Source organism: Pseudoalteromonas sp. MMG007, assembly GCF_018100985.1.
Taxonomy (GTDB): domain Bacteria; phylum Pseudomonadota; class Gammaproteobacteria; order Enterobacterales; family Alteromonadaceae; genus Pseudoalteromonas.
On record NZ_JAGJEI010000013.1, the window covers coordinates 1 to 12,419 of the forward strand.

The window sequence follows — 12,419 nt, forward strand, 5'->3', positions numbered from 1 at the left end:
GCCCTGTTAACAGGCAAAAAATAGTTGGCTAGAATAAGCGACGAAGGAGCAAAAGCCAACTGTATTTTGTCCTTGTTAAACAGCTTGTTATATAGCATTGTACTCATGATTAAGTAACCCTAACTTTAAATCATTACACCAACGACCACCTAATTTAAAGTTATCTCGAATTGTACCTTCATGAGTAAAACCCAACGCTTTTAGTAAATTAAATGATGGGGAATTGCCTTCAGTGACAGTTGCGATCACTTTATGGAAATTACATTGATTAAAGGCATATTCAATAACGGCAATAGTTGACTCTTTACCATACCCTTTGCCCTGAAACTCAGGACTTAGTAAAAAGCCAAGTTCAGCTTGTTGATATGGCTCCCATTCGGGATAAAAACCAGTTACGCCTATTTTAATCCCAGTTGCTTTTTCAATGATTGTTAAAGTTAACCAATGATTAGAAGTTTTTTTCCATTCGCCTAAGCGACAATTAAAACGTTCATTTATATCAGATTCGGTAAATGGATCACTGACATACTTGAGTACATCGCTTGATTGATGAAGCTGCTCAAAAAGCTCCCTGTCATCTTTACAAATTGGCTTTAAAATGAGCCTTTGGGTTTCAATTTGCACAGGCTTTCCTTTGCTATATAACAACTTGCATAAGCGGTTTGGCAGCGCTTTTCTGACAAATCCGTCTTCATGCATTTGTTAGTTGTGGTACTCAAATACTGCACTTAACTTTTACCTCAATATACCTTTTTTTACTGGTTTACGGTGAGCTACAATTGACGCATTCTCCATACTATCCATAACCGCAAAACCATTGGTACATAATTCGCTTATTCGTTTTAAAATGAGGGCATTTAGTTCATCAAATGAAGTGTTGTCCATTCCAACATATTTTACTCGCCATGTCTGATTATCAATTTTTTCACCTAGATACCCAACATCATCTCCCGTGGCGAACTCAATAAAATTATCTAAATCGGCCTTTTTATAAAGTAACTCTTTAGCGAGTACATTTAGACTGAGTAGACTCAATAAAAGAACCAATTTCATAATATGCCTTTAACAACTAACGCCCGCATAAGCTACGGAGCATGTTGGACGCTTTTTTGCGCCTTTTTCTTTTAAGCAAAAAATCGGACAATGTGTGACGTCAGATTTAATGCGCTTGTTAGCAAGCTACACCGTTTTATTAACTAATTTTGAAAATTTATTGTTCTTGATTTGCCACCTAGCAATTTCACCAAACTGACCAGGAAGATCTTTAAAAATATGTGCTGTTCTGGGACTTATAACAGGGCTCATTTCTGATATTGGAACATTATATTTTATTAGCTCAAGCCTAAAGTTAAACCCCCAGTTGGATATAGCAGAAAGCGATAATGAAATATTAGTATTTTTAACTTTATTAAAAATACTAATTTGGTTTTCAATAGATGTTCTTTCACCGAATGTAATTGATTTTATACATTCACTTGGAAGATCCATAACATATATTGGATATTTAGGCTTTGCATTGACCATAACGCAATTAACAAGTGGTCGTGCTATTCTTACTTCTTGTTCATATTCCCAGTCTTTCGGTTTAATACATAATTCTGAAAGCCTTATTGGCTCCTCAGAATCAGCAAAAAAAGAATAATCTTTTATTGCTCTATTTTTTCTGTAATCAATTTCAAATAGACCTTCGAAAAATTCATGATCTCTATCGAATTCAATCATGACTCCTGCATATTCTTCTGCATAATGTGACCACATAAGAACCGAATTTGGATTTTTAGTTAAACATAAGATTCCAATTGAGTTATCTAAATCACTCCTAATAGTTCTTGCAGTATCATCGTTACAAGTAGGAGATTTAAAATCATAAGGTAGCTCTCCTACAGGAGGAACACGTGCGGGACTCATTAAGTCGAATCGCATATCCAAATCTTGTTTCTCTAAACCTTCAGGGATATTTATTTCAGACAATAGCTCAAATGGATCGTTAAAAGCACTAGGCTGTGTAAGTCTAATGTTGCCTTCTAAGATTTTAAAAAGTGTATCTACAGAAATATATTTATATAGACTCATTAAACCTCCGATACTGCGAGCTTGCTAACGCCTCACTAAGAGGCAAATAATTGTTGGCTAAAATAGGCGACGAAGGAGCAAACAGCCAACTGCTATTTGTCCTTTTAAGTGATTTGTTAGTTTCCATTTTCACCAAACTTATTCAACAACTTTTCAGTTAGCATTTGCGCCTGTTCAATATCTTGAAATTCCATATTTTGATTAATACGATGCTTGATAAAATCTAATTTCAAGTAAATATCGTTATCCTCTACTATTTTTAACCCAAAGTCTGCATATGCTATGACTTTTAAATAGTTTGGGTTTCCAGTGTCAGGATCGTAATTTTGATACTCTTTTACCAGCCTTAATATTGACTGCTCTCCACCAGTCAAAGCAACACTTTCGGAAAGGCGGTATTTCAATTTATTAAATTTAACTCTTTGCTTTATTGTGTCTTCTCTGCTTAATTCATCTAAGCCTTTACTTTGAAAATATTCTCTATCCGAAACAGCCCATAACTCTGCTACGGCATTATCGGAACCTAATTCAATTGCTTTAAAAAGTAATTCAACAAAATCATCAGATATAAAATTAAATTGTGAACAGCGCTCAAAACGAGACAAAACCTCTTCGATATACTCGTAGGGCTCACCCACCTCATTTACTTTGCTCATCCATTTATCAAGTTCATCTTGAGTTTTGGGTATTGCGCTGCAACGACGTATTTCTTTTGCTTCAAATAAGTATTCTTCTGCGGATGCAAGTTCACTAACACCTATATCAGTTTCAATCGTTGATTTTTCTTTGCGCTTTAAGTCTTTAGAAACAGCGTTTTCACTATCATTTTTATCTCTAAACTTTTCAATTTCACTATGTTCTTTTGGAATAAAATAGAAAACAACTAAGGCCAAAATTGATATAGCAAGAGCAAATTTTTTCACGAAACCTCGACAGGAAACTAACAATTTAATAGTGCGCTCATCGCGCATATTTCTGCCGACTTAACGCTCATTTATCTACTTTATATAGTTTTAACAAATTACCTAAGGTATTACTATAGCTAAGTTTTCTAAAGTTTTTAGGTAAAGTTAAATAATCCAATTTGCGCGCAGCGCTCATTTTCATGAATATATGCGCAAAGAGCAGTTTACCAATCAATTAACATCTATATTTAGCCAATCTCAATGACTGGTTATCGCTCTTACCTGCCTTTAACTTAAATCAAATCACCTCGATATCCTTTAATATATTTCATGTGAATTTTATAACCAAGAAGTGCTAGCTTAGTGGTAAATTAATTGAAGGGAATAATTATGATATTAGAGCCATTAGCACTGCACCACGGTTACGAATCTGAGCCTACGACCAAATCGGCAGCCGTGCCTATTTACAATACTTCTTCTTATACATTTGATAACACGCAGCATGGTGCTGATTTATTCGATATAAAAGTACCTGGAAATATTTACACCCCATAATGAACCCAACTAATGCCGTACTTGAACAACGTATTGCTGCAATGGAAGGGGGTATTGGTGGGCTAGCCGTGGCCTCTGGGATGGCTGCTATTACGTATGAAAAATGGATAAGTTAAAAAGCAAAATTGCAGTAACGCCAGCATTATTAGCGCGTACCGATGTACCAAGCTCGCAGTTACTAAAGCTACTATAAATATACACAATATTTGGGCTCGAATTTTCGAGCTTCTAACTAATGGTTATTTTAAATCAGCTCTTGGCATTTCTAAAATCGCTTTTTTTTCATCTTCAGATAATATTATCCAATCAAAAATTTCTTCGTTAGTACGTCCGCAACCAGTACAAAAACCACTGCGGCGTTCACATATGCCTAAACAGTCGGTTTTTAATTTAGATGGTTTTTTGTTTTGATTTGATTTGCGCATTGTTAAAGTCCTAACGGTGGTGCAATTTCAAAGCGAGTAGAAAACCCGTTGCCTTCTTGAATTGTAGAAAGTGTAATAACAGGGGTTTTAGTATCAAGTACAAAGGTGCTGTAAATTGAACTTGCTGTTTCTTTTTGGCTTTCAAGCCAACCTGTTTTGGTTAAGCATTGGCGTAATTGCTTAGCAATTTTTTGATGAGACTTTATTGTTTGCGTTTGTGTTTTAACAGGTGTTTGGCATTGGTAGCTTACTTGCTCTGACTTATTTAAAGTAACTGTGCAGTTTGCTCCAATCATATGAGTATTCGTGCGCCATTGGTTAGTAAACTGGTTATTTACTTTATCTGTTTTTATTGAATTAAAACCAGACTCATAACCATTTATTAGGTTATTAATGGTGCTGCATTCATCGGGTATTACTGAGGTTTTTACAGACTGATTCGTTGTAGTCATGATTGCTGTAGTCTGATTAGTTTTGCTGGTACAGCCCGCTAAAATAAACACAATAAGAAGAATATTATAGTTTTTCATAGTTCACAGTAACCGATTAATTTAGCCACGCACTATATCACACGTGATTTACTGTAAAAATAAAAAGGCCCATATAAATATGAGCCTCTTTGTTAGTCGCAACTAATGCTATTTATGGCGACCTTGCAGGCATTTAACTACGTCTTCTAAGCCTAAGCCTTGGCGTTGTAGTAATACTGTAAGGTGATAAATTAAATCAGCTGACTCATTAGTTAGCTCATCGTTATCGTGTTTCATAGCGGCAAGTGCCACTTCTACGCCTTCTTCACCTACTTTTTGACAACTACGGCTTAAGTCTTTAGCAAACAAAGAAGCGGTGTAGCTTTTTGATGGGTCTTCGTTTTTACGCTCAACAATCACATCTTCTAATTGTGCTAAAAAGCTCAGGCTAGGTTTTGCATCATCACCAAAACAGCTTTGTGTGCCTAAGTGGCACGTTGGGCCTTCTGGGTTAGCAAGTACTAAAATTGAGTCGTAGTCACAATCGGTATGAACCGATACCACGTTTAAGTAGTTTTTTGATGATTCGCCTTTAGTCCATAAGCGCGATTTAGAGCGCGAATAAAAGGTCACCTTGTTACTTTCAAGCGTTACCTTTAGTGCTTCGCTGTTCATAAAGCCTTGCATTAAAATAACGCCAGAGCGGGCATCTTGAACAATAGCAGGGATCATTTCGCTTTTAGCAAAATCAACTTGGGTTTGGTTTTGTTGTGTTAATTGCATAATCTTGCAGCCACTTGGTTATCTGTTAAAAATTGTTTTAGTTCGCTAATGTTTATCACATTTTTATGAAAAACACTGGCTGCTAATGCGCCATCTACTTCGCTTTGTTTAAATACGTCTACAAAGTCTTGCATGCTGCCTGCACCGCCTGATGCGATTAAAGGGATATTACATAATGCGCGCATTTTACTTAGCTGCTCGTTGTCGTAACCATTACGTACACCGTCTTGGTTCATACAGTTTAAAACAATTTCGCCTGCGCCTAAGTCTTGAACGCGTTTAACCCATTCCTCGGTTTTATAACGTGTGCGGCTTGATGCGTTAGGATCGCCGGTTAATTGATACACTAAGTATTCGCCGGTTACTTCATCGTAAAAACTATCAATACCTACAACAACACATTGCTTACCAAATTCATCGTGTAGCTCTTTTATAAGTTCAGGGCGTGCAATAGCAGGGCTGTTAATACTTATTTTATCGGCGCCGCGCTCTAAAACACGGGCTGCATCAGCTACCGATTTAATACCACCTGCCACACAAAATGGAATATCAATATGGCGGGCAATGCTCTCTACCCAGTTTACATCAAGTAAGCGTTTTTCAACACTTGCGCTGATCTCATAAAAAACCAGTTCATCGGCACCAGCATCGCTGTATGCTTTTGCCATTGTTAAAATATCACCAACAACTTCATGGCCTTTAAACTTAACGCCTTTTACTACTTGGCCGTCTTTAACATCTAAACACGGAATTATGCGTTTTGATAACATGCCAACGCCTCCTCAACGCTAAATGCGTCATCAAGTAGTGACTTACCTAAAATAACACCGCCTACGCCAAGCTCTTTAAGTTTTTTAATATCATCAAGTGAACTTACGCCACCTGAGGCTTGCACTTTAATGGTGCTGTTGTGACGAGTTAAATCTTCATATAATTCAAATGATGGACCTGTCATGGTGCCATCCTTACTGATGTCCGTACATAAAAAATCAATAACACCTAAGCTTACATAAAAATCAACAAGCTCAAGTAAACCAAACTCAGACTCGCTCAACCAACCGTGCGTAGCAGGTGCCCAGCCAGTGGCTGTTTTATTTACATCAAGGGCAATTACAAAGTGCTCTGCGCCAAATTGCTCAATCCAGGCTTTTACTTGTTCGCGTTTTTCTACTGCCATTGAACCAATAACAACTTGGTTTGCACCGGCTTTTAGCCAATCGCTTACATCTTGCTCTGAGCGAATACCGCCGCCCACTTGATACGGTACGTTAAGCGCTTTGGTTGCAGCTTGAATATGTTTCCATTGTTTTTTACTTGGATCGCGTGCGCCTTCTAAATCTACAAGGTGTAGTTTACCTGCGCCGCTGTCGGCATATTCTTTTAAACGGGCACCAAGCTCAAAAGGGTAAAACTGAGCTGTGTCGTATTTACCTTGGTATAAACGAACAATTTGATTTTGTAATACGTCTAATGCTGGAATAATCACAAATAATCTCTTCATTGTTGGTTAATGGGCAGTTTATAGCTGCCAATCAACAAAATTTTGTAATAAACGTGTGCCTACTTTTGCACTGCGCTCTGGGTGAAATTGCATGCCAGCGTAATTGTCTTTAGCAACAATGGCTGAAAAGGTTTGGCCGTATTCGCCGCTTACAAGTGTTGCATCGTTTACGGTGTGAGCAAAGCTATGTACAAAGTACACTTGTTCGTCTTGTGATAAACCTTTAGTAAGTGCATGCTCTTTATTTACGCTTAAGTTATTCCAACCCATATGTGGTGACGTTAGACTGCCAACATCAAGGGCTTTTACTTGGCCTGGGATTTTACCTAAGCACTGTACGTTACCTTCTTCGGTGCTTTCGCACAGTAACTGCATACCTAAACAAATACCCATAAGCGGGCGCTGGTATTCGTTTATAGCTTGTTGCCAGCCGTTATCGACTAGGCGTTTCATGGCAACCGATGCATGACCAACACCTGGCAATATAGCGCGCTCAAAGCCTTTTAACTGATCTGGCGAGGTAATTACTGTTGGCGTTTGCCCTAAGCGTTCAAACGCAAAGCGTACTGAATTTATATTGGCACAACCGGTATTAATGATAGCAATCATAAACATCCCTTAGAGCTGGCTGTTTGTTGGGTCGTGTCTTGTGCTACTGCCATGCGAAGGGCGCGTGAAAACGCTTTAAATAAGCCTTCTACTTGGTGATGACAGTTACCGTCGCTTACCGATAAAATAAGGCTAATAGCAGCATTGTCGCTTAAGCTTTTAAAAAAGTGCTCAACCATTTGCACGTCTAAGTCGCCTGCTTTTTCGCGGCTAAAGTTAGCGTTTAATACAAACGAAGCGCGACCCGATAAATCAATTTGTGCCTCTGCTTTACATTCATCCATTGGCAGTGCAAAACCATAGCGTGCAATTTGCGATTTAGTACCAAGCGCTTGTTTAAGTGCAACACCTAGGGCAATACCAATGTCTTCAACAAGGTGGTGCTCGTCTATGTGTAAATCGCCTTTCGCTTTAATGTTTAAACCAATGTTGGCGTGGGTGCGAATTTGATCAAGCATGTGGTCAAAAAAGCCAAGGCCTGTATCTATGCTACCGTTTTTAGTTTGATCTAGATTTATGGCTACATCAATTTGGGTTTCTTTGGTGTTACGCGTAACACGACCTTCACGGTTAGCTGTGGTTAGCTTGGTAACGATGGCAGGCCAGCTGCCATCGTACAAAATGCCTTCACAACATAAATTTTGTGCAAGGCCAATATCTGTTTGGCGATCGCCAATCACATATGAACGTGCTAAATCAACTTTGCCAGAGCGCATAAGCTCAGTTAATAAACCTGTTTTAGGTTTACGGCAATCACAGTTTTGCTCGTCAAAGTGTGGACAAATTAATACCTCGTCAAAGCTAATGCCTTGGCTTTGCATTATGTCCATCATTTTATCTTGTGCTATATCAAAGTCCGCAGTCGGAAAACTGTCTGTGCCTAAGCCATCTTGATTCGATACCATCACTAAACGGTAACCGGCGGCTTGTAATTGTAATAAAGCCGGGATAACACCTGGTAAAAAGGCAAGTTTTTCTAGGCTATCTACCTGTTTGTCGGTAACTGGCTCTTCAATTATGGTGCCGTCGCGGTCAATAAATAAATAGGGGTTACTCATGATACTTCGTTTCCTGCTAATGGTGCTGTGGTAGCTGGCGTTTGTAAGCCATCTAACCAAATTTTTACTTGTTCGAGCTCTTGTTCACTACCAATTGAAATTCGTAGCCAATCGTCTTCACCGTATAGGGTAAACGCGCGCATTACTAAACCTTGCTCAAGTGCTACTTTAAAGTAATTTTTGTTGGCTAATTTTAAGGTAACAAAGTTACCTTCACCAGTGAGAATTTTTAATGCAGCGGGAGAGGCGTTTAACCACTGTACAAGTTTAGCTTTTAAGCTATTTAAAATAGTCACTTGGCGGCGCATCGATGTAATTGCATCAGGTGCAATTGCTTGCGCTGCAATACTTGCCACCACACCCGATACCGGATACGGCGCAATTACTTTGCGAATTGGCTCCAGTACACTTTCTTGTGCAAGTGTAAAACCAGTTCTTAGGCCTGCAAGTGCAAACGCTTTAGATAATGTGCGCAGTACCACTACATTACTAAATTCATTTATAAGTGCTGTGGCGCTTTGCTCTGGGCAAAATTCTATATAGGCTTCATCAACAATTACCAGTGCTTTACCCGCAAGCGCTGTAGCAATTGCTTTTATTTTATTAAGCGGTGTTAGGCTACCGGTTGGGTTATTTGGATTACAAATAAACACCAATTTTGAGCTGCCCACTGCCTTTACTATTTCATCTACACTGCCATCAAGTAATAGCGCTTGGGTTAAGCCATTGATTGCAACGTTATGAGTATCAGCCGTTACTTTGTACATACCGTATGTTGGCAAAAATAACGCAATGCTGTCTTTTGCAGGTTCGCAATAAGTACGTACTAAAAGCTCAATGCCTTCATCGGCGCCGCGCGTCATTAATACGTTTTCGCTTTCAAGCTCTGTATAAGCAGCGTAGCGGTCAATTACCAGTTGCGGCTGTGGATCTGGGTAGCGATTTAAATCTTCAATACTCAGTTCAAGGTTTTTAGCATAAGGGCTTTCGTTGGCGTTTAACCACGTTGTACCGGTTAGCTTTTCACTTTTAGCAGAGCTATAGGCAGCAAGGGCTGCAATATTTTGTGGTAATAAGCTTGTCGCTTGTGCGCTCTCATTGCTCATTTTTAATTGCCTCTAAACGAATTGAAACCGCATTTGCGTGTGCATCAAGGCCTTCTGCATCTGCCAGTGGTAAAATAGCTTTTGAAAGCTGCGTTAAGCCACTTTTACTAATAGTTTGTACAGTGTAAGTGCGGAAAAAATCAAGCAAGTTTAAACTCGAGTAAGTTGCACTGTAACCATATGTTGGTAACACGTGGTTAGTACCCGATGCATAATCGCCCGCGGACTCTGGCGTGTAGTCGCCAACAAATACCGAGCCTGCATTTTTTACTTTATCTAGGAAAGGTGTTGCATCGCCTAATTGTAAAATTAAGTGCTCAGGGCCATATTGCGCTGATACGTCAAATGCTTGCTCAACAGAGTCCACTAAAATAAGTGATGAATTAGCCAGTGCTTGCTCGGCTGTCTCTTTGCGGCTTAAGTTTGCAAGTTGGCGTGTAAGCGCCTGCTGCGTTTGCTCAATGATACTTTCGCTGTTACACAATAAAATAACTTGTGAGTCGCCGCCGTGCTCAGCTTGCGAGAGTAAATCTGCTGCTATAAATTCTGGGTTTGCACGCTCATCTGCAATAACTAGTACTTCAGACGGGCCTGCTGGCATATCGATTGCCATACCAGGAATTGTTTGCGCAACAAGCTGTTTTGCCATCGTTACAAAGCTATTACCAGGGCCAAAAATTTTGTTCACTTTAGGCACTGATTCGGTGCCATAGGCCATTGCGGCTATTGCGCCTGCGCCACCACTTTCAATTAAAGTTGTAATACCACACAGTTTTGCAGCATATAAAATGGCAGGGTTAATACGTTCATTACCTTGAACAGGGGTTGCAAGTACGACGGTTTTAGCACCACTTAATTGCGCAAGTACACCTTGCATAATAACCGATGATGGCAGTGGAGCACTGCCACCGGGTACATAAATGCCCACAGCTTCGATGGCCTGATATTTCAGTTCACATACAACGCCAGGTTGGGTTGATAACTTAATATCTTTAGGCAATTGCGCTTCGTGAAAACGTTTAACGTTTGCATAAGCGGTGTCAATTGCGTATTTAAGCTCTGCGCTTAGTGCCTGCTCTGATGCGTTTATTTCATCAAGCGGTACACGTAAACGAGGGTTCGCTCTATTATCAAACTTTTTAGCCATATCAAGTAAGGCTTTATCGCCTTGCTCTTTAACATCGCTCATAATTGTTTGGCATATTGCTTCAACCTTTGCGCTGGCAGAAACCGCAGGGCGCATTAGCGCCGCTGCTTGTACTTGTGAAGATTCCTCATTCCAACGAAGCATGGTACTTACTCCATCATTTTTTCAATTGGCATTACTAAAATAGAGTTAGCGCCTAGGGCTTTAAGCTGCTCCATTGTTTCCCAAAATAATGTTTCGCTGCTTACCATGTGAAGCGCTACGTACTCTTCATTACCAGCAAGAGCTAGTAGAGTAGGTTGGCCTGAGCCTGGTAAAATTTCGCAAATTTCATCAAGTTTAGTTTTTGGCGCGTGTAGCATAATGTATTTGCTTTCTTTTGCTTGTTTAACACCACGAAGGCGCGGCATAAGCTTATTGATTAGCGCGAGTTTGTCTTCATCTTGAAGGTCTTTATTTTGAATTAAACAGGCGTTTGATTCTAAAATTGTATCACCTTGAATTAAGCCGTTCGCTTCAAGTGTTGCACCGGTTGAAACTAAATCACAAATTGCATCAGAAAGACCTGCACGAGGGGCAACTTCTACTGACCCTGTTAGCATTACAGTACTTGCATTAATGCCTTCGCGCTTTAACCACTGCGTTAAAATTTCTGGGTAGGTTGTAGCAATACGTTTGCCTTCAAACCAGCTCTTATCACGAGGGCCAAGCTCTTGTGGCCATGCAAGTGCAAGGCGACAGTAACCAAAGTCTAGTTTAGCAAGTTTGCTAACTTCGCTTGGTACACCTTGGCGTTCACGTTCTGCTTGTACTTCTACAAGCACGTTTTCGCCAACAATACCTAAATCACATACACCGTCCATTACTAAGCCCGGAATATCGTCATCGCGCACACGTAGTACGTCAATTGGCATATTAGTTGAGTGTGCAATTAAGCGTTGCTCACGTAGGTTTAATTTAACACCTAGTTGCTTTAGTAAATCTTGACAATCTTTAGACAGGCGACCGCCTTTTTGGATGGCGATACGTAGACGATTTGTGTTACTCATTATTCATTTTCCTTTAATTTAAAAACTAAAAACCCCGAGGGGAACCTCAGGGCGAAAATGAATCAATGTGTTTTGAATCGCCAGAGGTTCCTTTTAGGAATAACCTCTCAGCGAAAGACCTGACAGGTTATTCCGGTGAATGGTGGTGATGATGTACTGTTGTCAGGTTTAAGCGCATTTTTATATCCTATTTTGCTTAACGCTGTTTAGTGAGCATTAAGCTTTAATCTGTTTCAATAAATTTCGCATTCATAAAAACATAAACTGCCTTGCTAAGGCAAGTTTTTTTTTACCTAATTAAAGCATATCTTATAACAGTCGATAATATTGAAAGCAAAACCTCATTTTTTGCTGTTTTAATGTTTAAAATGTAGACAAACCAGGCCTTGTTGGTCGTTTTATCTAATTTAGTAAATTAACGTTGGGGAGAAATGTATGGACATAATGTTCCCTTTTTTAGGGAAAATATCACGACTCGAACTCGAGCCAAAAGGCGCTTTTCACATTGCAGGTGTACAAAATACGCCTCAAACACAAAAAATTAAGCTGGAAAATGAAAAAAAACAACCGCTAAATAAAAAACGATTAGAAACAGCTCAGGGCAACAAAAGCGCAAACACCGATAATGAAAAAGCGATTACCGTAGATAATAAAGGGAATAAACATTTAGATACGTGGGCATGATCTGAATGAATAATAGTAAAAAGCCACGAATGACTTTTTACTATTATGGGCGTG

The 12,419-nt window shown here is 39.4% G+C and carries 15 protein-coding genes and 1 pseudogene; 2 read left to right on the forward strand and 14 right to left on the reverse strand.

Going from position 1 to position 12,419, the window contains the following annotated elements; all coding sequences use genetic code 11:
• Positions 1–87: 87 nt before the first annotated feature.
• From J8L71_RS14200 to J8L71_RS14215, 4 genes are all read right to left on the reverse strand, one after another.
• Entirely contained in the window at positions 88–624 is a 537-nt protein-coding gene (locus J8L71_RS14200; RefSeq protein WP_211001107.1) for a GNAT family protein, read from the reverse strand.
• A gap of 111 nt (positions 625–735) precedes the next feature.
• The gene (locus J8L71_RS14205; protein WP_211001108.1) at positions 736–1,035 is read right to left on the reverse strand and encodes a hypothetical protein; all 300 of its coding nucleotides are present in this window, start codon (positions 1,033–1,035) and stop codon (positions 736–738) included.
• A 144-nt stretch (positions 1,036–1,179) separates the two neighbouring features.
• Entirely contained in the window at positions 1,180–2,073 is an 894-nt protein-coding gene (locus J8L71_RS14210; protein WP_211001109.1) for a DUF2971 domain-containing protein, read from the reverse strand.
• 116 nt (positions 2,074–2,189) lie between these two features.
• Positions 2,190–2,996, reverse strand: a complete 807-nt coding sequence (locus J8L71_RS14215; protein WP_006791721.1) for a hypothetical protein — start codon at positions 2,994–2,996, stop codon at positions 2,190–2,192.
• Positions 2,997–3,368: 372 nt separating this feature from the next.
• Here J8L71_RS14215 and J8L71_RS14220 point away from each other — a divergent pair.
• Positions 3,369–3,631: pseudogene (locus J8L71_RS14220) on the forward strand (PLP-dependent transferase); the annotation flags it as partial.
• Positions 3,632–3,772: 141 nt separating this feature from the next.
• On the opposite strand, the gene J8L71_RS14225 reads toward J8L71_RS14220, so the two are convergent.
• The 10 genes from J8L71_RS14225 to hisG form a co-directional block, all read right to left on the reverse strand.
• Positions 3,773–3,958 (reverse strand): DUF1289 domain-containing protein, encoded by a 186-nt coding sequence (locus J8L71_RS14225; RefSeq protein WP_211001110.1) that lies wholly within the window; start codon positions 3,956–3,958, stop codon positions 3,773–3,775.
• A 2-nt stretch (positions 3,959–3,960) separates the two neighbouring features.
• Positions 3,961–4,488, reverse strand: a complete 528-nt coding sequence (locus J8L71_RS14230; RefSeq protein WP_211001111.1) for a hypothetical protein — start codon at positions 4,486–4,488, stop codon at positions 3,961–3,963.
• Positions 4,489–4,596: 108 nt separating this feature from the next.
• Positions 4,597–5,211 carry a bifunctional phosphoribosyl-AMP cyclohydrolase/phosphoribosyl-ATP diphosphatase HisIE gene (gene hisIE, locus J8L71_RS14235; protein ID WP_211001112.1) on the reverse strand — a complete coding sequence of 205 codons (615 nt, stop codon included), beginning with the start codon at positions 5,209–5,211 and terminating at the stop codon, positions 4,597–4,599.
• On the reverse strand, positions 5,202–5,981 hold the full coding sequence (gene hisF, locus J8L71_RS14240) for an imidazole glycerol phosphate synthase subunit HisF (RefSeq protein ID WP_211001113.1): 780 nt from the start codon (positions 5,979–5,981) through the stop codon (positions 5,202–5,204). Before hisF ends, hisIE begins: the two co-directional genes overlap by 10 nt.
• The gene (locus tag J8L71_RS14245) at positions 5,963–6,697 is read right to left on the reverse strand and encodes a 1-(5-phosphoribosyl)-5-[(5-phosphoribosylamino)methylideneamino] imidazole-4-carboxamide isomerase (RefSeq protein WP_211001114.1); all 735 of its coding nucleotides are present in this window, start codon (positions 6,695–6,697) and stop codon (positions 5,963–5,965) included. Before J8L71_RS14245 ends, hisF begins: the two co-directional genes overlap by 19 nt.
• Positions 6,698–6,730: 33 nt before the next feature.
• Positions 6,731–7,321 carry an imidazole glycerol phosphate synthase subunit HisH gene (gene hisH / locus J8L71_RS14250; protein ID WP_211001115.1) on the reverse strand — a complete coding sequence of 197 codons (591 nt, stop codon included), beginning with the start codon at positions 7,319–7,321 and terminating at the stop codon, positions 6,731–6,733.
• Positions 7,318–8,379, reverse strand: coding sequence for a bifunctional histidinol-phosphatase/imidazoleglycerol-phosphate dehydratase HisB (hisB, locus tag J8L71_RS14255; RefSeq protein WP_058552308.1), 1,062 nt, complete (start codon positions 8,377–8,379; stop codon positions 7,318–7,320). The genes hisH and hisB overlap by 4 nt, the downstream gene beginning before the upstream one ends.
• Positions 8,376–9,485, reverse strand: coding sequence for a histidinol-phosphate transaminase (hisC, locus tag J8L71_RS14260; protein ID WP_211001116.1), 1,110 nt, complete (start codon positions 9,483–9,485; stop codon positions 8,376–8,378). The genes hisB and hisC overlap by 4 nt, the downstream gene beginning before the upstream one ends.
• Positions 9,475–10,776, reverse strand: a complete 1,302-nt coding sequence (gene hisD, locus J8L71_RS14265) for a histidinol dehydrogenase (protein ID WP_211001117.1) — start codon at positions 10,774–10,776, stop codon at positions 9,475–9,477. The genes hisC and hisD overlap by 11 nt, the downstream gene beginning before the upstream one ends.
• 5 nt (positions 10,777–10,781) lie before the next feature.
• Positions 10,782–11,681, reverse strand: a complete 900-nt coding sequence (gene hisG, locus J8L71_RS14270; RefSeq protein WP_004586378.1) for an ATP phosphoribosyltransferase — start codon at positions 11,679–11,681, stop codon at positions 10,782–10,784.
• A 435-nt stretch (positions 11,682–12,116) separates the two neighbouring features.
• Between hisG and J8L71_RS14275 the strand changes: the two genes are divergently transcribed.
• Entirely contained in the window at positions 12,117–12,365 is a 249-nt protein-coding gene (locus tag J8L71_RS14275) for a hypothetical protein (RefSeq protein ID WP_211001118.1), read from the forward strand.
• Positions 12,366–12,419: the final 54 nt, after the last annotated feature.

Excerpts from the sequence above, each read along its gene's own strand:
- hisH (WP_211001115.1), bottom strand. The coding sequence starts at position 7,321 with ATGATTGCTATCATTAATACCGGTTGTGCCAATATAAATTCAGTACGC.
- hisF (WP_211001113.1), bottom strand. The coding sequence starts at position 5,981 with ATGTTATCAAAACGCATAATTCCGTGTTTAGATGTTAAAGACGGCCAA.
- hisD (WP_211001117.1), bottom strand. The coding sequence starts at position 10,776 with ATGCTTCGTTGGAATGAGGAATCTTCACAAGTACAAGCAGCGGCGCTA.
- J8L71_RS14230 (WP_211001111.1), bottom strand. The coding sequence starts at position 4,488 with ATGAAAAACTATAATATTCTTCTTATTGTGTTTATTTTAGCGGGCTGT.
- hisG (WP_004586378.1), bottom strand. The coding sequence starts at position 11,681 with ATGAGTAACACAAATCGTCTACGTATCGCCATCCAAAAAGGCGGTCGC.
- hisC (WP_211001116.1), bottom strand. The coding sequence starts at position 9,485 with ATGAGCAATGAGAGCGCACAAGCGACAAGCTTATTACCACAAAATATT.
- J8L71_RS14225 (WP_211001110.1), bottom strand. The coding sequence starts at position 3,958 with ATGCGCAAATCAAATCAAAACAAAAAACCATCTAAATTAAAAACCGAC.
- J8L71_RS14210 (WP_211001109.1), bottom strand. The coding sequence starts at position 2,073 with ATGAGTCTATATAAATATATTTCTGTAGATACACTTTTTAAAATCTTA.
- J8L71_RS14275 (WP_211001118.1), top strand. The coding sequence starts at position 12,117 with ATGGACATAATGTTCCCTTTTTTAGGGAAAATATCACGACTCGAACTC.
- hisB (WP_058552308.1), bottom strand. The coding sequence starts at position 8,379 with ATGAGTAACCCCTATTTATTTATTGACCGCGACGGCACCATAATTGAA.
- hisIE (WP_211001112.1), bottom strand. The coding sequence starts at position 5,211 with ATGCAATTAACACAACAAAACCAAACCCAAGTTGATTTTGCTAAAAGC.